We start from the raw sequence: 24,770 nt of genomic DNA, 5'->3' as shown, positions 1-24,770 counted from the left end.
AGCAAGGCCAGGACGTACACGGACATAGTGGACTCCGAATGAGGGCAATGATGCACGGTTGGACAAGCCGACGGCTTACCTGGACGAACGTCGGCAGAATGTGTCGAGCATTTCACCTGGACAGTCAACTTCTCACCGCATCCATCGAGGCGATCCGCCGTGGCCGGCGCGATTACCCCCGAGGGTTTGCCCCCCTCCGGTGTACTCCGAGTGTCGCACAATTCGACTGCCGAAAACGCGGGCGAGCGCCTGTGCCAGCATCGACCCCGTTCGGGTCACGCGCGCCGGATAGACTCCGCCACTAGCGCGCCGACATTCGCAATCGCCGCATTGCTGCGGGCCGCGTCGCCATCCGTTTCGGTCAGATAGACGGTCACGAGGACCGGTCCACGGCCGGGCGGCCACAGGATCGCGATGTCGTTGGCGGTGCCGCGCTCGCCGGTGCCGGTTTTATCGCCGACGCCCCAGTCCTCCGGCAGCTTCGCGCGCAGCCGTGAACCGCCGGTCTGGTTGGCCGCGAGCCACGCCAGCAATTGCGCCCGCGATGCCGCCGAGAGGTGCTCGCCCAGCACAAGCTCGCGCAGGTTGCCGAGCATCGCGTTGGGTGAGGTGGTGTCGCGTGGATCGCCGGGAATCGCTTCGTTCAGCGCGGGTTCGATACGGTCCAGCCGCGTGATGCCATCGCCCAGGCTGCGTGCGAATGCGGTGACCGCCGCCGGGCCGCCGAAGCTCGCGAGCAGCAGATTGGCCGCGGTGTTGTCGCTGAGCGTAAGTGCCGCCTCGCACAATTCGCCGATGCTCATCCCCGCGTCGCCGGTCAGTTCGCGGGTATGCGGGCTCGTGCCCGGCGAATTCGGCACGAGATCGCTGGCGGAGAACACCACGCGCCGCTGCAAATCCTCCTGCCCATGATCCACCCGCGTCAGCACCGCGCCCGCCGCCAGCAGCTTGAAGGTGCTGCACATCGGGAAGCGCTCGTCCGCGCGCAAACCAGCGTGCAAACTGGTGGTCGTGTCGACGATCGACACGCCCAGCCGCCCTCCGCTTGCCGCCTCGATCCGCGCGAGCCGCTCGCGGATCGCCCCGGCGTCGGCCAGCTCACGCCCACGCGCGGGGCCACCTGCCTTTATCGTCTTTCCCCACGCGCCTGCGCTGCCAAGCGCAACTCCAGCTATTGAAACACCCAGCACCGCACGCGCGAACTTCCGTCTCGTAATCATCGTTGCTCCTTGTGTGAAGCCGCCACTATCGGCTTTCCACCCGGCGCTGACAAACGATGATAAGTTAGCCGACTCTCAAGAAAATCTTATGCCTTCATCATGAGACCGCATCTTCCACTGAACGCGCTGCGCGCCTTCGAATCGTCCGCGAGACATCTGAGCTTTACGCGCGCCGCGCTCGAACTGAACGTCACCCAGGCCGCCGTCAGCCAACAGGTCCGCATGCTCGAGGAACGGTTGGGCACTGCGCTTTTCAAGCGTCTGCCGCGCGGCCTTGCGATGACCGACGAAGGCCTCGCGCTGCGCCCGGTTCTCAGCGACGCGTTCGATCGCATCGAAGCGGTGCTCAAGCAATTCGAAGGCGGGCATTTTCATGAGGTGCTGACGGTCGGCGTGGTTGGCACGTTCGCGGTCGGCTGGCTGATGCCGCGCCTCAAATCGTTTCGTGAGGCGCATCCGTTCGTCGAACTGCGGCTGCTGACGCACAACAACCTCGTCGATCTCGCCACCGAAGGGCTCGACTTCGCGATCCGCTTCGGCGACGGCACGTGGCCCGGCTCGCTCGCCACCCGGCTGCTCGACGCGCCGCTTGCGCTGCTATGCACACCGGAGATCGCCGCGCGTCTGTCGAAGCCCGACGATCTGGCGGGAGAAACCCTGCTGCGTTCGTATCGCGCGGACGACTGGATGAACTGGTTCAACGCCGCCGGCATTCCGCCGCGGCCGGTTCGCGGGCCGGTGTTCGATTCGTCACGCCTGATGGTGGAAGCGGCCATGCAAGGCGCGGGAGTCGCGCTCGCGCCGGCTCTGATGTTCGATCATGAGGTCAACACAGGGCGCCTCGTGCGTCCGTTCGATGTGGAAGTCCACGCCGGCAGTTACTGGCTGACCAGCCTGAAGGGCAAGCCGATGACACCGGCGATGCTGCTGTTCAGTCAATGGATCGTCAACGAAGCGGGACAGCACGCGCCGGCTTGGCACGGCGCGCTGCGGCGATGACCGTTCATCGCGGGCCGTTCGGCCTGCGGCGGGAATACGTTCCACGAACCGTCGTCGTGACGGAAGAAGAAGATCGACAGCAGCCCGCCCGGCCGCAACGCTTCGACGCACACATAGCGTTGCGAAGCGCGATGACAGAACCGCACGACGCGCGCGGGCATCGACGGGGTGGGTGCGAGCCATTTGTCGACGGCCCAGTGCAAGGTCTTTTCTGCGGCAACCATGACGCTCTCCTTGAATCCTGTCACGTTTGAATCGTTAAACCGTTGGGTCGTTGACACCGCCGTTGCGCTTTCACGCAAGGTGCGCGGCCACCTCGGCGCCCTTCGCACCGCTTTCGACGAAAGCCTTCACCAGACACAGCAGCGCAAGCACGCCGGCGCCCGGATGACACAGGCAGCCATGCACCTGTTCGCTGCGGCTTTCGCCGAGCAGGCACCATGCGCAAAAGTGTTCGCAGTTGTTGGTCAACAGGCGGTAGCGGTTTTCGCCGAGACGCGAGCGCGCGCGGCGCACCGCTTCGTCGCCGACGTAGCGGGCGCTCGGGGTCGAGCGGATCGACAGCGGCTGGCCTGCGGCGAAGCGCGCCAGTTCCACTTCTTCGACCGGGCCGCGATGCGCGGAACTCGCAAAGCCCGCGTAGTGGACCACGCGGCCATTGCCCACATAGATGCCGTGGTGTTCGTAGCCGCGCCGTTGCGTAACGAGATGCGCGCCGATCGGCAGGTCGATGGTGGACGTCGTGGCCTGGCGCGCTTCGTTGCCGGTACTGCCAGTTTGAAGAAGAGGGGTGTTCATGGCTGGCCTCGTTTCGATTTCCAACACTGTTGCGAGGTCTTTTGCATCATCCGGGCCATGCGTGTGGAAGCCTTTGTTTAAGGCATTTGCGGGTCTTCAGGTGGGATGCGGAACGTCCGGATGTCAGCCGCGAGCCGACAGAATTCGTCTCGATGTGTTGGTGCGCGACGCTCAATGACGGCTGCGCGGCATGCCGCTTTCCGCTGTTGCTCCGTGCGAGGACGGGTGGCCGGAAGCAAGCCGAATGTGTTGGGTCATACACCGCCGCGCGTGGGCGTTTGTTGGCTGCAAGCCGACCGATCAGCGCCCGCGCAACCCGGCACCGCGCGAGCGGGCGCACGGAATCGCCGTGCAATCAACGCGTTACGGCAAAGCCGGGGACGGGGGCCGCCAAGTGGCATGGCACTTGCACCTCCACGTCCAGATCCTTTTCAACCGCGCGTAACCGGCGCGGCAACCGGAGAACGTCATGGCTTGCATCACGGTAAACGACCTCACGCTGAACCTCGCGCTCGACCGTAAAGCGATGGCAGCGATTCGCGGCGGCGGTGGCGCGCCGTGGGTATATGGCTGGATTCAACCGTATGTCCGGAATACGCCCAGCATGGGACCCGTCGTGAACCTGTATGAGGTGTCCAACAACTTCTATGCTAACCAGATGATCAACCAGTTCCAGTCGGTCGATGTCTACAACACGGGTGCGAATTCGAACATCGCCGTCTCTCCCGACGCACGCAGCAGAAACGATACGGTGTAGCCGTTGTGATTTGTGCGAGCCAATTTCGCTGGACGTCGTCCGCGCGTTCCGACGCCGGACGCGTCCGTGAGATCAACGAAGATGCTTGCCTCGACCAGCCCGAACCCGGGCGCTGGGCCGTCGCCGATGGCATGGGCGGGCACGCGGTCGGCGATCTGGCAAGCCGTGTCGTGATCGATGCGTTGAGCCGGCTCGCGGCGCCGCTCAGCATGAAATCGCTGATTGCCGACGCACGCACGCGGCTGCAAACCGCCAATCGTCAACTGCGCGACGAAGCCGCGCGCCGCCAGGTGCAGCGCATCGGCAGCACCGTCGTCGTGCTGCTCGCTTGCGATCGCTTTTGCGGCTATCTGTGGGCGGGCGACAGCCGCATCTATCTGTACCGCGCAGGACAACTGCGGCAACTGACGCGCGATCACAGTCAGGTGGAAGAACTCAAGTCACTCGGCGTCATCACCGACGAAGAGGCGCGGCATCATCCGGCGCAGCATATGATCACGCGCGCGGTGGGCGCAACGGACCTGCTCGAACTCGACGACGATGCGATCGAAGTCGCCGACGGCGACGTGTTCCTGCTCTGCAGCGACGGCCTGAGCAACGAGCTGAGCGACGACGACATCATCGCGGTGCTGACCTCGGCGCAACGTGAGAACGCGTCCGAGGAACTGGTCGAATTGGCGCTCGCGCGCGGTGGTCGCGACAATATCACCGCGGTGGTCGTGCAGGCGGAAGACCCGAATGCGTCCGACAAAACCTTGCTAAATCCGTCGCCTTGAAGCCGCAGCTTTGACGGTGCTGCTTTTGACGCCACGTCAGGCTTTGGACAGTATCAAGTCTCGCCGTCCTCCTCGTCGTTTCCTCGCTCGTCCTGCGCGCCGTTTCTGTTGGCGGCCGGGGCATTGCGATTGCGGAAGTCCTTCGAGTGCAGACCATGCTTCTTCAGCAGCATCTGCAAATGCGACCGATTCATGTCGATCCGCCGCGCGAGTTCGGCAACAGTGCCGCTCACCTCGCGAAGGCCTCGCTCCAGGAAGGCTTTCTCCGCATCGTCGCTGGCGGCCCGTTTCGCGTCGCTCAGCGACATCAGATTCGCCACGCTGATCGGCTCCTGCCCGCTCGCGGCCGCACCAGTCGACACAGCCGCCGCCCCCTGCGCCGTCGGCCGCATATCCAGCGGCAGATGTTCGACGTCCGCCATATCGCCGGCGAGACACGACACACGATACATCACGTTGCGCAACTCGCGGATATTCCCCGGATACGCGTAGTTCAGCAGAAAGTCGCGCAAACGCGGCGTCAATCTGACAGGCCTGCGCTTTAAGGTGCCGGCCGCTTCGTCGCCGAACCACGCAATCAGCAGCGGAATTTCATCGCGGCGCTCGCGCAGCGGCGGCAGCGTCACGTGAATCACGCTGAGCCGGTAGAACAGATCCTCGCGGAATTTGCCCTCTTCGCTCAGTTGCCGCAGATTGCGATTGGTCGCCGCGACGATGCGCGTGTCGACGGCAATGGTTTCGTCGGAGCCCACGCGTTGAATCTCGTGCGCTTCGAGCACGCGCAGCAGTTTGACCTGGCCCGCGAGCGGCAACTCGCCGATCTCGTCGAGAAAGATCGTCCCCGTATGCGCGCTTTCGAATTTGCCCTTCCGATCATTCGACGCCCCGGTGAACGCGCCCTTGCGATGCCCGAACAACTCGGACTCCAGCAGGTTGTCCGGAATCGCGCCGCAGTTCACGGAGATGAACGGCTTGTCCGCGCGCGAGCCGTTCGCGTGAATCACCTTCGCCATCAGTTCCTTGCCGGTGCCGCTTTCGCCGTCGATCAGCACAGGCAAGTCGGTGGGCGCCGCTTTCTCCGCGATTTCTAGCGATTCCAGCAGACGCGCATTGTCACCGAACGTCCCTTCGAAAATGAAGCTGCGTTCGAGCAACGCCTTTCTGCGCGCGCCGCGTGATTGATCGACCGGCGTCTGCGGCTCGGCCGCCACCGCCGCCTGCACGAAGCGCTCCTTGTGCGAAAGCTGCATCACTTCGTCTCGCAACGCCGTGGCTTGCCTGAGCAGCTTGTCGATATCCGCGCGTTCGAGGCGCGACGACCAGCGCAACGTCGAGCGCAAAATCTCGATCCGCTCGATCAGGCCCGCGTAGGAAATCGCGGGGCTGGCCTCTTCAATCTGGTCGAGTATCTTCATCATGACGCGCTCAACTGTTTCTGGACCAGTTGGTAATACATCCCGCCACGCTGAATCAGCTCATCGTGACGGCCCTGTTCGACAATCGCCCCTTCGTACAGCACGAGAATCTTGTCCGCGCGCATGATGGTGCTGAGCCGGTGCGCGATGATCACCGCCGTACGGCCCTTCAGAATGTCATGCATATTGCCGAGGATATTGCTTTCCGACTGCGAATCGAGCGCCGAGGTCGCTTCGTCGAATACGAGCAGACGCGGGTCGTGATACAGCGCGCGTGCGATGCACAGCCGCTGGATCTGTCCGCCCGACAAACCGATCCCACGCTCGCCGACGATCTGTTCATAGCCGAGCGGCATCTTGCTGATGAACGCGTGCGCGTCGGCCGTCTTCGCGACTTCCTCGATGCGGCGCCGGTCGGGCGCATCGTCGCCGCTTGCGATGTTCTCCGCAATCGTGCCCGAGAACAGCAGATTGCTCTGCATCACGTAACCGATCTGCGCGCGGTAATAGGCCTTATCGACCACGCCGAGATCGTAGCCGTCGATGCTCATCTTTCCTTCGGTAGGCGCGTAAAAGCCGACCAGCAACTTCGCGAGCGTGGTCTTGCCCGAGCCGCTGCGACCGACTATCGCCACCAGTTCGCCGGGCTTGATGTCGAAGCTGATATTTTCGAGCACGTAGGCGGAGTCGTTGTCGCCGTAGCGGAAATACACGCCGCTGAAACTGATCTCGCCCTGCAGTTCCGGCAGCATCACGCGCGAGGGCAAATCCTGCGGCTTCTGTTCGGGCTCGATGTCGAGCACGTCGCCGAGCCGCTCCATCACGACGCCCGCGTCGTTCAACATGCTCCATAAGCCCACGAGCCCCATTAGCGGACCCATCACACTGCCCATGAACGCATTGAATGCGATCAACTGACCGATCGTCATTTCGCGCGCCAGCACCAGATTCGCGCCGACCCAGAGGATCGCAATCGTCGTCGCGGCGTTCAGCAACTGACTGCCGAATCCGACCAGAATGCTGAACGCGTGCGCGCGATACTGCACTTCGAGCGCCTTCGCGTACTTCCTCTCCCAGCGCAAACGCACCGGCCGCTCGATGCCCATACCCTTGATGGTCTCCACGCCCGCGAGCGCCTCCATCAGAAACGACTTCGAATCGGTCGACGCGGTAAACACTTCGCGCGCGTAGCCCTTGATCTTCGGCGTGGCGATTGCGGTCAATGCCATGATCGGAATCACGAACGCGATCAACACCAGCGTCATCTTCACGTTGTAGACGAACATGATCGTGAAGTAGATGAACACCATCAGCAGATTCAGCGTGGTCGTGACGGTGGATTCGGTGAGGAATGCCCGGATGGTCTGGTTCTCCTGAAAGCGCGCGAAGATGTCGCCGGTCTTGCGCTTCGCGAAGAAAGAGAATGGCAGCGACATGGTGTGCTTGAAGAACTGCGACATCATCGCGAAGTCCATGTTGCGAACCATGAAGTTGGCGAGATACGCGCGGATCGTCGACATCAATTGCGAAAACACGTTCGCGATGATCAAGCCGCCTATCAACAGATGCAGCAGGCTGACGTTCTGATGCACGATCACGCCGTCGAGAATGTTCTGGATGATCAGTGGCGGAATCACGCCCAACACCTGAATCACGAAGGTGGCAAGAAACAGATGGCCGAGTATCTTCTTGTACGGCTTCAGATAGCCGACAAAACGTATCCACGGCGAGCGCGCCGCCGACATCTGCACCAGATGCGGGCCGCCGGTGAAAAGCAGACACGTGCCGCTCCAGCCGCGCTCGAAATCCTCGACGGTCAATTTCCGGAAGCCGAGCGCCGGGTCCGCGATCCACACGTAATCCTTCGAGAGCCCGTACACCACGACGTAGTGATAGCCCTCCCAGTGGATGATGAACGGCAGATCGAAACCGCGCAACGAATCGAACGTGCATTGCACGCCGCGCGCCGTGAAGCCGAGCGATTCGCCAGCGCGCGCGAGGCTGTCGAGTGTCGCGCCCTGGGTCGTGACGTTGGCGAGTTCGCGCAATTTGCCGAGCGTCATCGGAATGCCGTAGTGGCGGCACACCATCGCGAGACACGCGGCGCCGCAGTCCATCTCCTCCGCCTGTTCGACCAGCGCAAAGCGTTTGATGACCTTCTCGCCGAACTCGGGCCTGCTTTGCAAGTCGAGCATGAGCGGCAACTTGCGGCGCTGTTCGAGCCGCTTTTGCCGCTGCAATTCGCGGTCGCCGTAGCGGATGCGCTCGTCGAGCACTTCGCGCAGCTTCGGATTGCGTTCGAGGATGAAGTGAACCGTGCGCTCCGGAATCACCAACAGCCGCGTATCGGTCGTCGCCACGACGGAGGCCATCTGCTCCTGGCGCATCAAACACGCTTTCTCACCGAAAATCTCACCATCGCCGAGCGTCGCGAGCGTGTAGTCGTGACCCTCCTCGTGCCGCACGATGCGCACCCGGCCGTGACGCACCACGTAGAGTCGCCGGTCGTCGCGGCCCTCCTGCTTCAGGATCTCCTTGCCCGCGACAACCCGTTTCACGCCGACGCTGCGCACATACTCTTCCAGCTCCGCCTTGTTCAGCTTGCCGCGCAGATCGAACAACTGCGCGACGAAGCCGCCCGCCGAGCTGATCGCCACATAGCTCGCGACGAACGCCAGCGCGGCCGGATTGCCGGCCATCACCGGTTCGATTGCCGCACGCGGAATGAACAGCAGCTCGGTTCTCGCCGACGACCGCACCGACGCTTCGTGCATGTAGGTGCGCAACATCGCGATGTCGGCGAAGATCTCGCCCGACTTGCGCACCCCCATGCTGGTTTCCTTGCCGTGCTCCTCCGTGAAAATGCGTACCGAACCCGACCGCACCACGTAGAGCCCGTCGGCGACCTCGCCCACGGAGCAGACCGTTTCGCCAAACGAATAAAAGCGCGCTTGCGCGTAGTCGGCAAGACGCTCGATTTCATCGCGCGAGAACGGCGAGAGAATTTCCACCGAGGCGAGAAACTCGGCGGCGGAAGGCGCGGTCTGGGGTGCGTCCATGTACTACGGACCTCCGTTCGGCTCACTGCGTTGGGTTGGTTCGAGTGGTTCGACCGCGCTACGGCGCGAATAAAGCAAAGCGCCCAAGTCCATTAGCGCGCTTCGATCACATGCTCCTGGGCGCGCGCGATCAGCCAGCTTTCGCGCAGCAGCCGCCTGACTTCGGCGGCCACGTCCGCATCCAGCGTCGCCGGATACTTGGCCGTGACCGCGAAAATCTCGAAGCACGAGCGATCCGCCGATGCAAACGGCCCCAGCAGATCACCCACCGCTGCATTGAAAATCTTCGCCTCGATGTCCGGCTTCAACGAGCCGCGCAACACTTTGCCGATCACGCCGCCCGCCTCGCGCGTGTCGGCAATCGAATGTTCGCGCGCCATGTCGGCGAAACTGTCGGGGTCGTCGCGCAGATACGAAATCATCTCCTTCGCCTTGCCCTCGCTGTCGAGCACGATATGGCTCACTTCGATCGCGTCGAACTTGGGCGAATTGAGCGCGAAGTAGTCGCGGATCGCGGCTTCGTTGCCGACCTCGTCGAGCATCTTCTCCTGGTACAGCCCGTCGGTAATGAACACTTCGAACTCGTCGAGACTCACGTGCAGCACGTCGAGGTACTGGTTCATGTCGGTCGCGCGATGCAGGCCGCGCACACGGCGGAACTGATCGGCGCGCTGCTGGATCTCATCGGCGGTCACGGTAACGCCGTGCTTTTTCGCCGCGTGCACCGTGAGCTTGTCGCGCACGATCTGTTCGATCAGGCTTTCGAACTGGCCGGTCAGCTTCAGAAGACGAATGAACTCGGACACGTCTACGACTTCATCATCGATACGCACTATCGCGGTCATTTCACTCGCTCCTTTGATTGGTGATATTCGGCGTGCTCAACCCGCCACCTGCCTGAATGGATCGAGACCCAGATCGATCAGGCGCCGCTCGCGCACCACGATCTCGGCGCTTGCCGTCATGCCGTAGCGCAACGGGTAGCGCGTGTCGGCGATCTGGTAGTAGTTCTTGTCGAGCGTGACGCGGCCTTCGTAGACCGGCTGCTTGTCCTGCGCCGACGGTTTGGTGGCCGGCGAAATATAGGCGAGCGTGCCGCTGATCAGCCCATAACGCTGATACGGAAATGCGTTGAATTTCAGCTTCACCGGCAGGCCTTCATGCAGAAACGCACGGTCATGTTCGGCGATGTCGATCTTCAGCACGGGCCGCGCATCTTTCGGCGCGATGCCGCCGAGCGGCGCATTTGCCTGAATCTTGTCGCCGCGCTGCGTCGATGTCACATCGGTGATGACGCCCGACACCGGCGCGAGAATCAGCAGGAAGTTGTCCTTGTCGATGTTCTCGAAACGGATTCGCGCGGCGGCCTCGGACACGAGGCGGGCGCTCTGCAATTGCAGACGCACCTTGTCTTGTGCGTCGGTGATATCGCGCAGCGCCGAATCGTATTGAAGTTGCAGGTCCGTGGTCTGCTGGCCGCTGGTTTCGAGTTGTGCATTCGCCTGCGTGTATTCATGACTCAGGCGAAAGTCCAGTTCGGCGAGTTTCGATTGCGCGACACGGTAGGCGTTGTCCGCTTCCAGCGCGGCGGTCCGTTTCTGCTCGACCTGCAATTCGGCGATGCCGCCGCCCCCGGGCTGCGCAAATAGCTTTGAATAGCGGTCCAGTTCCTGACGCGCCGCCTCGCGCGTGCGGCGGGCGTTGTCGAGAACGCTGCGCGCTTCGTCGAGTTCCGCCTTCTGCCCTTCGGCAAGCTTGGTGGTGCCCTCCGACACCCGATTCTCATGCAGACGGGACTCCACTTCCATTTGTGCCTTCAGCGCAGCGGCTTTACGCTCCATCAGCGCCTTCTTCTGCGGAAACTGCTGCGAGTCACGCTCCGCGTCTTCGAGTTTGAGTTGCGCTTGCAATGCGTTGCTCGCCGCTTCGATCGCGCCGCGCGCATTCAGGCGCGCCAGCACGTCGCCCTTCGAGACCGGCTGTCCCTCGGCGACGTACAGGTCGGCCAGTTCGCCGTCGATCGGCGCATAGATGCGGCGCACTTCCGACTCGGGCGACAGCGTTCCCTGCGCGGTGACGATCACATCCGCTCGGCCGACGAACGACCACAGCAGCCCGGCCACCACCAGTGCGACCATTGCCCAGATCAGCGCGCGCGCGATCCGCACGGGCTCGGCGGTCAGAATTGCGATGCCTTCGACGCTGTGGTCCTCCAGCGCCTCGGACAACGGCTTAGGGTGATTGTCGCGCTTCACTCTGCTCGCCTCCGATCAATGCCAGCTTCGCCTTCAACAGTCCCGGGTCCAGCACCATGCGCAACTCCGTCAGCGAGCGGCGCTGCAAATCCGCTTCGGCTTCGATGTCCGCGAGGAGGCGGTCGAGATCAGCGGGATGATCGGCCTTCAGTTGCGTGTAGATGCGCATGCCCTGCTGCGCCGCCGTTTGCGCGTCGCTCAGCAAACGCGCCTCACTGCGAAAGCCCGGCGAGATGCCCGCTTCGAGCCGTTGCGTGCCGCCGATCGAACCACTCGCGCGATATTGCTTCCACAGACTCTGCGCGCGCAGCAGCAGATCTTGCGCACGCGCGAGCGCTTTGTCGTGCAGCGCGGCGACGTCTTCATCGATCGACCGCGCGAACCACGCATCCGCTTGCGGATCGAGACTTGCATAGAACGACAGCAGGCGCTGGTCGTAATCCTTGCCGCCGCGCGTCTTCTGCAAATCGGTGTACTGGTCGAGCAGCGCTTTCTTGTGCACTGCTTCGGCCGCGAGCACGTCGGACCAGGGGCCGGCGGGCATCGCCTGCAAACCGGCCAGCGCCTGCTGCGCGTCGCCGCGCAGCCACGCCGCGTTCACCGCGTCGTGACGCTGAATGACGTCGGCGGATGGCAAACGGCTCGCCGCCAGTTGCTGAAACTGCGCCTGAAAAGGTGGCGTGCCAAAACGCACCGACTTCAGCATCGCGAGCAGTGGCGCGAGCTGACGGCTCAGCGCGGCATTGAGCAACGCGGAGTACTGGCGCAAATCCTCGCGCACCCGGTCGAGGCCCGCGAGACGCGGATAGCGCTGCGCGTAATCGTCGAGCACCGGCGCAAGCGCGTCGGGTTTGTCGCGCGCCAGTTCAGTGCGGATCACGCCATTCAGCCGGTCGATCGCGGCGAGGTACACCGAGTCGTCGCTTTCCAACTTGCGCAGATGACTCAGCGCCCGCGCGTAGGGCTCGGCAAACACCGGCACGTATGACGCGATCCGGTCGAGCGCGCGCTGATGGTTTTTCGCGTCGTCTTCCCAGCGTTGCAGGAGGTTATTGATCGTCGATTCGTCCGAGTACATGCGGATCGGCGCATCCGCGCCGCCGCGCCCCGCCACGAAGCGCTCCAGATCGCCCACCCATTGCAGTTCGCCGGCCAACGAGGCGGCGTCCGCGTTGTTCGCGCTCAACGCTCTCATCTCTGTCAACAAAGCGTCGGCCTGATCGAATTGAGCTTTCTGCAATGCGTTCAACCAGCCGGGCAGTTTCGCCTTCAGCAACGCTTCGCTGGCGAGCGCTCTGACTTTGGTGTCCGCAGGATGACTCGCCAGATAGCCTTTCGCCGCCGTGACCGCACTCGTGTAATCGCCGCTCGCCAGCAGGTCCTTCAATTCGCGCTCCGACGAGCCATGCAGGTAAAGCGCCACCGCGATCGCCGCCAGAACGGCGGCGCCTGCGCCGCTCCATCCCGCGAGGCGTTTGACGTTCGGACGGTCGTCGTCCGCAAAGGCCTTGCCGAGTTCGCTCGCGACGAGGCGCCAGCGCCGCGGCTTGCCCTTCGCGCTCGCCGCTGGGCCCGAGGCGTGGGCGCCGTGCCCACTGCCGCCGCTCGTCGCGCCCTGCGCGCCCTGCGTTCCGTTGCCGCTGGCGCCATTCACACCTTTGGCGCCGCTCTGCGCATCGCGCTTCGCCTGCGCCAACGCGGCCGATGCGGCTTCGTTGACTTCGTCTTCACGTTGTAGGCCCGGGTCGACGCAAAAGATATCGAGGAACGAATGCGCGGCGCCGACGAACGTGGTCTTGTCGGTATCGGCCGCATCGTCGACGGTTGGATTGAGGCACAGCTGGGTCACGGTGGGCTCGACATCAGGGGCTTTCTGCAGCGACACCCTGTAGACGAAGTGGTCGCCGCCAAATGCAACGACGTCGCCTTCCGCCAGCGGCAGCGCGGATTCGTCCAGGCGTTTTCCGCCAACGAAGGTGCCGTTGGTGCTGCCGAGATCCTCGACGTAGAGGTCTCCACCCTTCAGAAAGATGTGTGCGTGCCGCCGCGAGATGTAATTGACCTGATGCGGATAGCGCTCCCTGTAGCGCGAGAAAACGTCGTCTGCCTTGCTGATGAGAAACGGGAACGCCTGCACCTCGATCGGCTGCAAGCCGAGGTCGTCGCGCTGCGGCACCAGCAGCAGGCCCGGCGTGGGCGGCGCGCTGGCGGCCGCCACGATGCGTGCGCGCGGCTCAATACTTACCCGGTAGCACAGCTCGCCGCCGAAGCACAATTCGTCGCCGGCCCGCACGCGCGCCGGCATTTTCCGCACGGCGATGCCGTTCAACGTGGTGCCGTTCTTGCTGCCGAGATCGGCGACATAAACCGCGCCGTGCTCCGTGAAAACGCGCGCATGACGGCGCGACAGACGCGAGGTTCGCTCGGGCGGATAGTCGGTGAATGGCGCTTCGCTGCGGCCGATCGCAAACAGGTTGTCGACAATCCGGATCGCGTCGAGCGCGGGACGTTGCGCGGACGCGACCGGCGACAACACCACGTCGAAGGCAGCGGCCAAGGTCGCGCGCATTTCAGCAATCGGAACTTCGCCGGTGGCCATTTTATCTGGATCACTAAGCGTTTACCCGCTGCGGCCAAAACGCAACGGGAACGAGACGAAGGACAACGGCGAAACGATCTTGTTGCATTGAGCCGTATGAAATAGGGCCCCTCAACGATTGTAAGTCACGCATGGCGAGTGTCAATTTTCAGATGATCAGTTGTGAAGGCAGCACGGTTCGTCTGCATCGAAGAAAACACCCGGGCCGCGCGGCCGTCTCGCGATTAGCTCAGTGTTCCATTACTTCCCTTTATCGCCACTTATTTTTTACCTACCTGCTACTGGCTTGCGCCTGCACGTCCACGCCAGGCCAGCCGCCGCCTAGCGCCTTGTACAGCAGAACCGTGTCGGACAGAATCAGCTGATGGTTGGCGAGAAGGCCCTGCTGCGCTTCGAGCAGAGTCCGTTCAGTTTCGAACACCTCCAGTTGCGACACCACGCCAAGTCGCAATTGCGACTGGATCTGATCGGCGACGAGTTGCAGACGCGACACCTGTTCCTGCAATTCCACGCGTTGCGCCTTATGGGAATTCAGATTGACCAGCGCGTTCTCCACTTCCTCGAACGCACCCATCACAGCCACGCGGTACTGCTGCTCGGCTACCGTCGATTGCGCCTGAGTTGTCTTCACGTGAGCCCGCGTACCGGGATCGAGCAACGGGATGTTGATGCTCGGCATCAGGCCGAACGTGAACGATTTCAGCAGGTTGTTCAGCGCGGCGCTCGCCGTGCCGCCGTGCGCCGTGAGACCGATGGTCGGCAATTGCGCGAGCTTGGCCTGGCCGACGAGGTCGTAAGCCTCCAGCACTCTGAACTCCGCCGCCACCACGTCGGGGCGCCGTGCGAGCAGTTGCGCGGGGAGGCCGTCCGGCACCGCGGGCCATTGCACGCGTTCCTGCAGATGGCCCTGCGGCAATTGAAACTCGCCCGCCGGTACGCCCATCAGCGTACAGAGCGCATTGTTGGCAATCGCGCGCGAGCGGCGCAAGTCGAGCAGCTCATTCGTCAGCCGGTTGATTTCCGCCTGCTGGCGCAGCACCTGGGTTTGCGGTATCAGGCCACTGCGCCGCTGGCCGTCGTAGATCGTGAGAATCTGTTTGTTCGTGACGAGCGTTTTCTGCTGCTGCTCGATCTGGTCGTCGAATTGGAGAATCTGAAAGTAGGTGCTGGCGACGTTCGCCACCAGTTCGAGATACCCGGCGCGCCAGTCCGCTTTGCTCGCGTGAAATTCCGCCTTCTGCGCCTGCACGCCCTTTTCGACCTTGCCCCAGATGTCGATATCCCAGTTCACTTGGGCCGCGACGTTGTACTGCTTCGCAAAGGTCTGGCCTGTGGTCTTTTCGAAATCGGCGCCGACGCCAAGATCCATCGTGGGCAACGCGCCTGCTTTGGCTTCTGCGATCTGCGTGCCGGCGACATCGATACGCGCGGCCAGCACTCTGATGTCGAAGTTGCCCGCAATCGCTTTGGCGATCAGCGTGTCGAGATACGGGTCGTGGAAGCCCTTCCACCAGTCGGGCTCGATGGTCGCGGTGGCCGACACCGCGCCCTTCTGATCCGACCACGTCGCCTTGGCGGGCGTGTCGGGGCGCTTGTAGTCGGCCATGCGGAAGTCCACGCACGCACCGAGCGACAGCGCGCACACCGTCGCAGCACATACGCCGCGCAACGCGGCGCCGACGCTTGCGCGCCCCGGCTTGCGCCGTGCCGATGTCATGAGGAAGAAGCGCTGGCAGACCGGTGAATCAAGCAACGCTGACACGATTGTCTCCGATGACGCCCGCTTCGCTGCACGCACTGCCCGACGGGAGCACCCTTCAGCTAAAGCCTCTCCCACGCGGCTTCACCATCGAAGGAGCGGGCGGGAAGGTTGGCGCGGGGATCGGACGGTGACGCGACGGGTGCGTGAAAAGAACGATTGAAGTGAAAATCTTTTTGAGTCACGGGCCGGTAAGTGGCCAACGCCAGGATCGATGCTCCACCAGGCCGGAGCGGGCCCCGCAGAGGCCGGCAGGCCTGCGCGGGGGGCGCGCCGTTCAGGACACGTAGATGTTGTTGGCCGAGCTCACGTGCGGAGCGATCGTGGTCGTGGTGCCCGCGACGAACGCGGCGTTGTTGCCGTTCGCGCTTTGGATGCTCAACGTCGTGTTGATGAGTTGGGTAGCGTCGACCGTCTTGCTGTTGTTCGGCGCGTACACCGGCGCATAGCTGAAATACGATGACGAGGGATAGCCGAAGCCACCGCGCACGGCGCTCATCGCCTTGCTGTCGAGTTGTTCGGTGATGGACAGGTCTTTGATCATCAGCGTGTTCATGGTAAATCTCCTGGAAGGGGAAACTGCACAGTCCTGCGTTTGGGTTCGAGCAATTTGTCTGCTCGGATGTCACTCATGCATGGGCTGTGCCAGAGTTGTTTTCCGCTCCTAATAAATTTTCAGAAGGGCCGTGGATAAAGGGCTGTGCTGATGACTCGCCCGTGAGGCGAAGATAACGCGACGATATGGCAAGCGGGGAATGATGGACTGCAGCCAACAGACGGCGTGAAGTTGTTGGCTGCTTCGTGACACTGGCATGCACGCGCTGCGCCGTGCAATATTTTCAGCGCGCAATGACGGTGATCTTCTTCGAGTACACCGGCGGATTGTGCGGGACGTGCATATCGTCGCCCATCAGCAGTTGCAACGTATGCTTGCCCGGCGGCAATTGAATCATTGTTTCCGTTTCTCCCGCGCCGAAATGCAGATGGTTGCGGTCCGAAGGAATTTCCTGGTCCGTCGGCGGCAGATCGGTGTCGATCAGCAGATGATGGTGGCCCGTATTCGGATACTTGACGCCCTTGGGTGCCACGCCCATGAAACGCAAGCCGAACCACACGCGAAACGGCTTGTTGGCGGGCACTACCTGGCCGTCGTTCGGGTAGCCGATATAGGCGTACGCGCCGGGCGGCGCTGGTGTCGTGCCGGCCACGGCGAAGCCAGGCAAGGTCAATCCCGCCGATGTCACGAGCGCCGCGATCACAAAGATCTTGTACATGAGGTCTCTCCGTCCTGACGGACCCGCGTGAAACGAACGGATCGCGCTAGTCTTTTTGCATGGTAATGGTGATCTTCTTCGAATAGACGGGCGGCACGAACGGCACGTGATTCTGGTCGCCGAGAAGCAGTTGCAGTGTGTGCTTGCCCGGCGGCAATTCGATACGCGCGTCGGTCTCGCCCGCACCGAAGTGCAGGTGATTGCGGTCCGACGGAATTTCCTGATCGAGCGCGGGCAGATCGGTATCGATCAACAGATGATGATGCCCGCAGTTCGGGCGTGCGACACCCTTCGGACACACGCCCATATTGCGCAGGCCCATGCGCACCCAGAGCTTGCCGCCATGAATCACCGCGCCATCCGACGGCCAGATGATGTATTCCTCGGCCCCCGGCGGCGAAGCGGTCTGTTCGGCCAGCGCAATATTGAAAGGCGCCATACAGCCGAGTGCGGCAAACAGCGTTGCGCGCGCAGCCGCGCGTCCCGCGCCGACGTGCGCTTTCGCTGCATGACGCCAACCGGAAACAACGGGGGTGAGGGTTTTTCTTCGCATAGCGCACTCTCCCGAAGAGGGGTCATGGCCGTCTCGGCTGCGCAAAGCAGACCGAGCGCTCCGGCTGAATATCGCGGGTGCGAGTGACGGGACGGCCGCGAAGTTAAAACGACTGTGCGGCGTTACTTTGTGAAAAAAGCTTAGGACGTAACTTGCCAAAAAGATACGCCACACTCGTTAACCGTATGACGCATCGAGTCGTGGCGCGCAAAGCGCGTGCTATCGTTATTGAAAGGTTGCAGACGCATGGGCGTCGAAAGCGGCATCGATGCTTCGCCCGACGTGCTGCAGCGAATGTTGCACACAGCGCGGTCCTCGAATGCATAGGTTCTGTCCGGTACAAACAGGATGCAAAAGATGTGGCGAATATTCCTGCTGGTGTGCATGGCCGGAGCAATCCAGGCGCAAGGGAGCATGGCTCATGCGGCGAACTCGACCATGGCCGGCACTGCAATTCCTGCGCCCATTGCAACGGCTGCGCATACGGCGGCGACAGCCGATACGACGGTCTCGCCATTCACGTTAACGCGCGAGACTGCCCTTTCTCCACGTATCGCGCTCGTGATCGGCAATGGCGTAGGCGGCGATCTTTCTGCCTCTACTCGTTCTAATGCGCCACGCGACGCCGAAGCATTGCGCGATACGCTTGATGCGCTCGGCTTCGATGTCATCATGCGCACGGATGCGACGCCACTGGAGATGCGGGAGGCGATCGACGAATTCCAGCGGCGTTTGCAAGGCGGCGGCATCGGACTCTTCTATTTCGCGGGCCATGCCATGCAAATCGGCCGGCAGACGTTACTCATGCCTGCCGGAATCGATGCACGCGTGCCGGCATCGCTAGTGAATAACGGCGTCGATCTGCATAGCGTGTTGAGGGCGATGGCTGTACCGCGCGCGGCTCGGCTCAATGTCGTGATTCTCGATGCGTGCCTGAACAATCCGTTCTCGCCGGGCGCAACGAGCGATGCGCCAGCGCCAGGTGCCGATACCGTGCTCGCCTATGCGACCGAACCGGGTGGCTTTGCGGCAGACGGCGCGCGCCACGGCGTCTACACGAATGCTTTGCTGCACGCGCTGAAAAGCGCTTCGTCCCAAACGCTCCTCGACAGTCTGTTCGAGCACGTCGCCGCGCAAGTCCTCGACGCAACCGGTGGCGAGCAAAAACCGTGGATTGCTTCGACACTGGCTCCCTCGGCTCAGTTGAACGAAATCGCCGGCCACTATCGCGGGGCGTCTGTGCCCGTCGTCGTGGGGGCACGCCCGGATAATCCGCTCGTCGCGCTGCACAGCAGGGGCATTCTTCCGAAAGACAGCAGCGAACAATACGAAATCACATTCTGGAACTCGATCAAGGACAGCAACTACCCCGCCGATTACGAGGCCTATTTGAAGGCCTATCCGAATGGCCGCTTCGCTACGCTCGCTCATGCGCGCATAGATCGCCTGCGCGCGGCGGCGAGTGCGCCTGCGCCAACACCTGCACCCACACCTGCGCCGCAACCCGCTCACCCCGCCACGCCAACGAGTGCCCCGGTGCAGGAGCGCCCGCGCGCAGCATCGGCGCCAAATCCAACGCCGACGCCAGGCGCCGCCGCACCCGCCTCGCCGACTGCCCCAGCGACCCCCGCAGTCGCACCAAAACCCGTCACTCACCCGCCCACCGCCGGTGAAAGCCGAGACTGCGCCACCTGCCCGATCATGGTCCCCGTCCCCGCCGGCTCGTTCGCCATGGGCAGCAGCAGCGACGATCCATCGGAGAAACCGGTCCATCACGTGAGCATCGGCGCGCCATTTTCCATTGGCAAATACGAAGTGACGGTCGAACAATGGAACGCTTGCGTCGCCGCCAACGCCTGTCAGAAGGCGACGCCCGAAAGCAACACGAACAAGGCCGCACCGGCGCGCGACCTGAGTTGGGACGACGCGCAGCAGTACGTGAAATGGCTCGCCAAAGTGACCGGCAAGCCCTACCGTCTGCCTACCGAGGCGGAATGGGAATACGCGGATAGAGGCGGCACGACGACCGCCTACTGGTGGGGCGATCAGATGCGCAAGGGCGCCGCGAATTGCAAGGATTGCGGCGACCCGTGGCACAAGGAAGGACCGGAGTCCGCCGGTTCGTTCGCGCCCAATCCGCTGGGCCTCTACGACATGAACGGCAGTGTATGGGAATGGACCGCCGACTGCTGGCACAACAACTACCAGGGCGCGCCCACCGACGGCCACGCATGGGACAGTCCCGGCTGTGACATGCGCGTGATTCGCGGCGGTTCATGGCGCGAAGGCAGCAGCTACATGCTCAGCGCGACGCGCTTCAAATACAGCGCGGGCGTACGTCAGTCGCAGGATGGCTTTCGGGTCGTCAAAGATCTCAGATGAAGCGCGTGGTCTTGCTGCGAATAGAGGCGTTGCTCCTGCGGTCGGGACCAGACGTGGTGGCTAACGCCCGCTGTGCATTCACGGCGCGCGCGGCTTCGTCGTGATCGATGCAAAGTCTGCGACGATGTGGTCCTGCCCGTATTTGCCGCCGATCTGCGTGAGCCGCGTGTCGAGCGCGCGCAGGTAGTCCGCACGCGATTCGCTTTCCGGACGCGGCTTGTCGAATAGCGGCACCGGCGTAATCAGCAGCACCACCATCTCCGCTCCGAACGGCTTCGAAATGATCCAGTCGCCGCCGCTGCCGATCGTCGCGGCGTAGTGCGGCGGCGCCTGATTGTCCTTCGCGCGCGGACTCGGCACCATATGCACGACGCTGCCGTCGAGCTGGAAATAGTCGAGGTTCACATACGAGTCGAAGCCAGGCGTCGTCACGTCGACGACCAGTGCGTCACCCTCGCTCAACTGACCGCCGGGCGGGCGCACATGCAAAGCCGCAATGCGCCCCGCTTGCCAGTTGCGAACCCAGTAGCGAGCGAGCGCATTGACCGTATCGCATTTGCCCTCGGCGATGGGCTCGACGTCGAGCGTCAGCGTATCGACGCCCGGCAAGGCCGCCAACGTGTCCTTCAGATGCGCCGCACCGTAGCGCTGCGAGACGAAACCACGCACCGTCAGTGAATGATTGTGGACGGCGGCGAAGAGCGCCGAACACGGTACTTGCGCCAACGTGGGTGCGATGGCTGCGAGCGTCAGTGCGGGCTTGGGCGCCGGTGGCGCCGCGAGTGCCGCCGACACAGCCGCGGCGCTGGCGGCAGCAGGCGCGGAGTTTGATGCGGCGGATGCCGTCAGAGTCGGCGGCACGGCCGTCATCGCATTCGGCTCCGACGCGGTGTCCGCCCGATCCGCCAATGCCTGCGACGCCCCGACCTCGGCCGGCGGCGCACTTGCCTGCCGGCTCGGCCCCGAGCGCAGCGCGAACACGCCGACCGCCGCCGCGCACACCACGGCAAAGCTCGCGAGTCCGACCTTCGCCAACGTCCCGGACTTCTCTGCGCGCGCCTCGTTGTCGAACTCGGTGATGAAGCGCACCACGCTCGGCATACGCGTCGCGCGATCGAACGACAGCGCGGCACGCAACGCGCGCCACTGCCTCGAATCGAGATTCGGTGGCCGCTGCGGCTTGAAATCGGCATTGCGCGCCTGAGTCGCCGACAAACGGTCGAACGGATGGTGACCGGTCAGCAATTCATAGGTGATGCAGCCGAGCGCGTAGATATCGTCGCGCGGATCGGGCTCGCGATGCTCGATCATCTCCGGGCTCGCATACGCGGGCGTCAACGCACCGAGGCTGCCCGGATCGAACACGGTCGCGTCGCTCTCCTCTTCGGGGCGCTGAAACACGCGCGCGATGCCGAAGTCGATCACTTTCACTTCGGCGTTGGTGGTCAGAAACACGTTGGCCGGCTTGAAGTCGCAGTGGACGAAGCCGCGTTCATGCGCGTACGCGAGCGCCGCGCACATACCGCGCACGATCGGCAGCGCCGCGCGCACCGGCATGCCCTGATAGCCTGGTGTGCGCAGCAACTGGCTGAGCGGCTTGCCGCTCAGATACTCCATCGTCAGATAGACGATCGGCCCGTCGCGGTCGAAGTCGTACACCGTGATGATGTTGCGATGCGCGAGAACCTGCGCCTTGCGCGCCTCGCGCTGCAAGGCGACGAGCGAATTGGGATTGCCGCGAAACTGGACATTGAGCACCTTGATCGCAAGATAGGGCTTGCGATCCGATGCTTCGAGCTTGCGCAAGTCGAGCGCCTTGTACACCGTGCCCATGCCGCCCACGCCCAGACATTCCTCGAGGACGAAACGGTTATTCAACGTGTCGCCGGTGCCTTTGCTCTGATCGTGACCTGCGCCGCCCGGCGCATTGCCGGCGTTGCCCACGCTTCCGGCGCTACCGGCGCTGGCCGAACGCACCGATGGAATCTCCATCGTGGTCTGGATGCCAGTTTCTTCCCCGCCCGCCGCCACGTTCGACACGCGCAACTGCTCGATGCGACGGCGCACTTCGAGGTAAAGATCGTCGGGCAAGGGGGTTTTACGATGCGCAGCGCCAAGCATCTCCAGCAGCTGCGCGGGACCGAGTCCTTCGGTCGTCAACGTACTGTCGAGTTGAGCGACGAACTCGTCACGCGACAGCTCGCCGCTCTGAAAGTCGTGAATCACACGTGCAAGGCTAGCCATTTGTGCGAAGCGTCGCCGCTGCCGTTGGGTCCGATCGCATGTGACGGAAGCCACTCGGGCTGATGGAAAACCTGTCGTAACCAGTTACATGTGCCGCTTCGATACTAGCTCCCGGCCCATGCTTTCGCAAAGCAGGATTGGCCCGCGCCGTGCATCGCAGGCGTGGCGCGCGTGTGTCGCCCGCCAGCCGACAGCATGCGGCCGTATGTCGGCCATGCGCCACCGTTCGCGCGTCGACGGCGCAGAAGGTGACGCCATGACCGACCGGTGGATGCAGTGCGAAAGCCTTGTGCGGAAAGGCGCCACCCACTTTATCAGGAATGTTGAACAAAACTGGCACAGCCCGTGCATTAGTGACACCCGAGCAGACAAATTGCTCGAACCCAGTCGCAACACCGCGATATTTTCTTCCAGGAGACTTACCATGAACACGCTGATGATCAAAGACCTGTCCATCACCGAACAACTCGACAGCAAGGCGATGAGCGCCGTGCGCGGCGGCTTCGGCCCGTCGGTCTCGTACTACAACTTCAGCCCGGTCTATGCGCCGAACAACAGCAAGCACGTCGATGCGACGCAACTGATCAACACCCAGATGGACCTTCAGAATGCCAACGGCAACAACGTTGCGTTCGCGGCCGGCATCGCCTCGTCGTTCACCCCGAGCATCACGTCGAACAACAACATCCACGTGTAAAGCGAGACGAGGCGAAGCGCCCGCGATGGCGGGCCGCTTCGCCTCACGCCGGTCACGCCCGTCTTCCGCGCACCTTTGGAGAATCACCATGTCATCCCTCTTGATTCGCGATCTGTCCCGCACCCGCGAGCTCGACCGCCGCGCCATGTCGGCGGTAGCCGGCGGCGCCGGCAGCGGCACGCCCGGCCTGCCGTCGGTGGCAGGGCTCGGCGGCATTGCCAACGTCAATGTCTCGATCAACCAGAACCTCAACCAGATGCAATACGTGAACGTTGCCGCGCTCAACAACGTCGGCGTGGTCGGTGCGGGGTTCGTGCCGCTGCATCTGGACGTCAGCCCGTCGCTGTGGGGCGCCAATTACGCCGCTGCATAGGCACCAGAAGCACCGCAGGAACGGGGGTTCCTTCAGTGCGGCTTGATCGTCAGTGACGGGCAAGCTGCAAACAGATTTCCTATACTGATAGTGCGACGAGACCTCTCTACATCGAACAGCAGACAGTAGCGGCGGCCGGACCCGTTCATGGACCGGCCGCCCAATTTCTTTTCGGGAGCCCTCATGGCGAAGCTCATCATCAAGGACCTTGCTGACAACGTCGAACTCGACCGTGAGGCGATGGCCGCCATCGTCGGCGGTGCGCGCGTCGGCGCGCGATCGAGTGTGGCCGCGCCGCTGGTGCCGGCCGCCGCGCGCGTTGTCGACTATCCGCCCGGATTTCCGGCCGCGCATCGGACGATTACCGAAGCGGCGTTGCGGCGTAATCGGCAGCGCGAATAGCGTCGATCTTGAACAGGCATCGCAACGGCATGCGGTACAACCGCATGCCGTTTGTCTTTTGGGCGCGGATTGTGTCGCTGCTTGCACCGTCATGTGCGGCCGATGCGTAACACCGCTCGCTGCACGAGACCGCGCCGCAATCATCCACTGCTTTTTCGCGCGAAACCCGCGCGCATGGCCGCATCTGAAGCCAAAGCAAAGCCGCACACCGCATGGTGTGGGCTCGCCTGCTTCAGGAAGGATTGCCACGAAATCCACTGTCATCATCAGAGACCTGCCGCGTCGCGAAGCGAACCGGTGTCGACGACGGCGAAATCGACGCTGCAATCGCCGAGCGCTTTGGATAGGACTTATTTGTAGGACGCGCGAGAGATCCGCAATTGGAAATGTGGCGTTCCGTTCGCGCGCTCGCCGCAACGGCGGTGCCGGTTCAATTGACCTGGTGAATGTCTGCTCACGGCGACATCGTCTGTCGTGCACTCTCCTATGATGCTTAGGACGCCACGTGGTTTTTTCCTGCCGCCCGCCAATAGCCTGTGCTATCCGGACGGCTCGATGGCGCAGTGGTGTGCGTGGCGCACGACAGACGAAGCGCCACCACCCGGACGGCGAGCGCGGCGCGCCACGAGCCGGTATCGCCAATCAGATTGGAGACACGCAATGAAATTCATCGTGGAATGGAATGGTCAGCCGACCGCCGAGAATGCCGTCATTGAACGCTTCATGAAAACTGGCGGCCGCCCGCCCGATGGCATCACCTTGCTGGGACGCTGGCATGCCATCGGCGGCCTGCATGGCTTCGCGGTCGTCGAGGCTGCCGACACGGGCAGCATAACGGCGATGTCGCTCGAATGGGGTGACCTGCTGACGATCAGCATCTTCCCCGCGCTTACCGACGAAGATCTGGGAGCGGCGCTCGGAAAACATATGGCGGCACGGCAATAGGTCGTTCGTTGGCGCGTTGGGCGTCACGCAAGCGTACCCGGCAGCCCCGTGCCGCCATGCGCGAAGCAGGCGCGCCGCCGATTCACCCTGGCATTCCGATCGCTGGATACAGCAGCGCTGAGCGGCTCTGCGCCGCGCGGCGCACTGGCCACCAAAGCTCCCGGCGCGGGGCCACCTGCGCTGCTGGGCCATATCGGGCGCTCCGCCGCTCGTTCGCCCCTCCGCCCTCGCCCCCAAACTTCCCCCTTGCGTTCTATATCGGT

General features: G+C 63.1%; 21 protein-coding genes. 8 read left to right on the top strand and 13 right to left on the bottom strand.

Going from position 1 to position 24,770, the window contains the following annotated elements; genetic code table 11:
* Positions 1-275 precede the first annotated feature (275 nt).
* Positions 276-1,220, bottom strand: coding sequence for a class A beta-lactamase (gene bla, locus CIC12_RS23625; protein WP_168667512.1), 945 nt, complete (start codon positions 1,218-1,220; stop codon positions 276-278).
* Between the two features lie 99 nt (positions 1,221-1,319).
* Here bla and CIC12_RS23620 point away from each other — a divergent pair, with 99 nt between their 5' ends.
* A complete protein-coding gene (locus tag CIC12_RS23620) occupies positions 1,320-2,219 on the top strand; it encodes a LysR family transcriptional regulator (RefSeq protein ID WP_168667511.1) in 900 nt (299 codons plus the stop codon).
* On the opposite strand, the gene CIC12_RS23615 is transcribed toward CIC12_RS23620, so the two are convergent.
* Together CIC12_RS23615 and CIC12_RS23610 are read right to left on the bottom strand one after the other, a co-directional pair.
* Positions 2,156-2,443, bottom strand: coding sequence for a hypothetical protein (locus CIC12_RS23615; RefSeq protein ID WP_168667510.1), 288 nt, complete (start codon positions 2,441-2,443; stop codon positions 2,156-2,158). The two genes, CIC12_RS23620 and CIC12_RS23615, sit on opposite strands and share 64 nt — an antisense overlap.
* Positions 2,444-2,513: 70 nt before the next feature.
* Entirely contained in the window at positions 2,514-3,017 is a 504-nt protein-coding gene (locus CIC12_RS23610) for a lecithin retinol acyltransferase family protein (RefSeq protein ID WP_168667508.1), read from the bottom strand.
* A 469-nt stretch (positions 3,018-3,486) separates the two neighbouring features.
* Here CIC12_RS23610 and CIC12_RS23605 point away from each other — a divergent pair, with 469 nt between their 5' ends.
* Together CIC12_RS23605 and CIC12_RS23600 are read left to right on the top strand one after the other, a co-directional pair.
* The gene (locus CIC12_RS23605) at positions 3,487-3,774 is read left to right on the top strand and encodes a hypothetical protein (RefSeq protein ID WP_168667506.1); all 288 of its coding nucleotides are present in this window, start codon (positions 3,487-3,489) and stop codon (positions 3,772-3,774) included.
* 5 nt (positions 3,775-3,779) lie between these two features.
* Positions 3,780-4,550 carry a protein phosphatase 2C domain-containing protein gene (locus CIC12_RS23600; RefSeq protein ID WP_168667504.1) on the top strand — a complete coding sequence of 257 codons (771 nt, stop codon included), beginning with the start codon at positions 3,780-3,782 and terminating at the stop codon, positions 4,548-4,550.
* Positions 4,551-4,603: 53 nt separating this feature from the next.
* On the opposite strand, the gene CIC12_RS23595 is transcribed toward CIC12_RS23600, so the two are convergent.
* From CIC12_RS23595 to CIC12_RS23555, 9 genes are all read right to left on the bottom strand, one after another.
* Positions 4,604-5,968, bottom strand: coding sequence for a sigma-54 interaction domain-containing protein (locus CIC12_RS23595; protein ID WP_168667502.1), 1,365 nt, complete (start codon positions 5,966-5,968; stop codon positions 4,604-4,606).
* Positions 5,965-9,024 carry a peptidase domain-containing ABC transporter gene (locus CIC12_RS23590; protein ID WP_168667500.1) on the bottom strand — a complete coding sequence of 1,020 codons (3,060 nt, stop codon included), beginning with the start codon at positions 9,022-9,024 and terminating at the stop codon, positions 5,965-5,967. The genes CIC12_RS23595 and CIC12_RS23590 overlap by 4 nt, the downstream gene beginning before the upstream one ends.
* A 92-nt stretch (positions 9,025-9,116) precedes the next feature.
* Positions 9,117-9,869 carry a peptidylprolyl isomerase gene (locus CIC12_RS23585; protein ID WP_168667498.1) on the bottom strand — a complete coding sequence of 251 codons (753 nt, stop codon included), beginning with the start codon at positions 9,867-9,869 and terminating at the stop codon, positions 9,117-9,119.
* Between the two features lie 36 nt (positions 9,870-9,905).
* Positions 9,906-11,279, bottom strand: coding sequence for an HlyD family efflux transporter periplasmic adaptor subunit (locus CIC12_RS23580; protein WP_168667496.1), 1,374 nt, complete (start codon positions 11,277-11,279; stop codon positions 9,906-9,908).
* On the bottom strand, positions 11,257-13,878 hold the full coding sequence (locus CIC12_RS23575; protein WP_168667494.1) for an FHA domain-containing protein: 2,622 nt from the start codon (positions 13,876-13,878) through the stop codon (positions 11,257-11,259). The genes CIC12_RS23580 and CIC12_RS23575 overlap by 23 nt, the downstream gene beginning before the upstream one ends.
* A 271-nt stretch (positions 13,879-14,149) precedes the next feature.
* A complete protein-coding gene (locus CIC12_RS23570) occupies positions 14,150-15,595 on the bottom strand; it encodes an efflux transporter outer membrane subunit (RefSeq protein ID WP_168667513.1) in 1,446 nt (481 codons plus the stop codon).
* Between the two features lie 319 nt (positions 15,596-15,914).
* Positions 15,915-16,193: a hypothetical protein gene (locus CIC12_RS23565; RefSeq protein WP_168667492.1), complete on the bottom strand. Its 279-nt coding sequence runs from the start codon at positions 16,191-16,193 to the stop codon at positions 15,915-15,917.
* A 283-nt stretch (positions 16,194-16,476) separates the two neighbouring features.
* The gene (locus CIC12_RS23560) at positions 16,477-16,911 is read right to left on the bottom strand and encodes a DUF4399 domain-containing protein (protein WP_168667490.1); all 435 of its coding nucleotides are present in this window, start codon (positions 16,909-16,911) and stop codon (positions 16,477-16,479) included.
* Positions 16,912-16,957: 46 nt separating this feature from the next.
* The gene (locus CIC12_RS23555) at positions 16,958-17,464 is read right to left on the bottom strand and encodes a DUF4399 domain-containing protein (protein WP_168667488.1); all 507 of its coding nucleotides are present in this window, start codon (positions 17,462-17,464) and stop codon (positions 16,958-16,960) included.
* 357 nt (positions 17,465-17,821) lie between these two features.
* Between CIC12_RS23555 and CIC12_RS23550 the strand changes: the two genes are divergently transcribed.
* Positions 17,822-19,846 (top strand): SUMF1/EgtB/PvdO family nonheme iron enzyme, encoded by a 2,025-nt coding sequence (locus tag CIC12_RS23550; RefSeq protein WP_168667486.1) that lies wholly within the window; start codon positions 17,822-17,824, stop codon positions 19,844-19,846.
* A gap of 78 nt (positions 19,847-19,924) precedes the next feature.
* On the opposite strand, the gene CIC12_RS23545 is transcribed toward CIC12_RS23550, so the two are convergent.
* A complete protein-coding gene (locus CIC12_RS23545; RefSeq protein WP_168667484.1) occupies positions 19,925-22,090 on the bottom strand; it encodes a serine/threonine protein kinase in 2,166 nt (721 codons plus the stop codon).
* Between the two features lie 424 nt (positions 22,091-22,514).
* Here CIC12_RS23545 and CIC12_RS23540 point away from each other — a divergent pair, with 424 nt between their 5' ends.
* The 4 genes from CIC12_RS23540 (at position 22,515) to CIC12_RS23525 (ending at position 24,507) form a co-directional block, all read left to right on the top strand.
* Positions 22,515-22,787, top strand: coding sequence for a hypothetical protein (locus CIC12_RS23540; protein WP_168667482.1), 273 nt, complete (start codon positions 22,515-22,517; stop codon positions 22,785-22,787).
* Positions 22,788-22,875: 88 nt separating this feature from the next.
* Positions 22,876-23,160, top strand: a complete 285-nt coding sequence (locus CIC12_RS23535) for a hypothetical protein (protein WP_168667480.1) — start codon at positions 22,876-22,878, stop codon at positions 23,158-23,160.
* A 183-nt stretch (positions 23,161-23,343) separates the two neighbouring features.
* Positions 23,344-23,562, top strand: coding sequence for a hypothetical protein (locus tag CIC12_RS23530; RefSeq protein WP_168667478.1), 219 nt, complete (start codon positions 23,344-23,346; stop codon positions 23,560-23,562).
* Positions 23,563-24,222: 660 nt separating this feature from the next.
* Positions 24,223-24,507 carry a DUF3303 domain-containing protein gene (locus CIC12_RS23525; RefSeq protein WP_168667476.1) on the top strand — a complete coding sequence of 95 codons (285 nt, stop codon included), beginning with the start codon at positions 24,223-24,225 and terminating at the stop codon, positions 24,505-24,507.
* Positions 24,508-24,770: the final 263 nt, after the last annotated feature.

Source organism: Paraburkholderia sp. SG-MS1 (assembly GCF_012275575.1).
Taxonomy (GTDB): Bacteria; Pseudomonadota; Gammaproteobacteria; order Burkholderiales; family Burkholderiaceae; genus Paraburkholderia.
The sequence above is the reverse complement of the archived record's forward strand: the minus strand, read 5'-3'. Positions and strand labels throughout refer to the sequence as shown.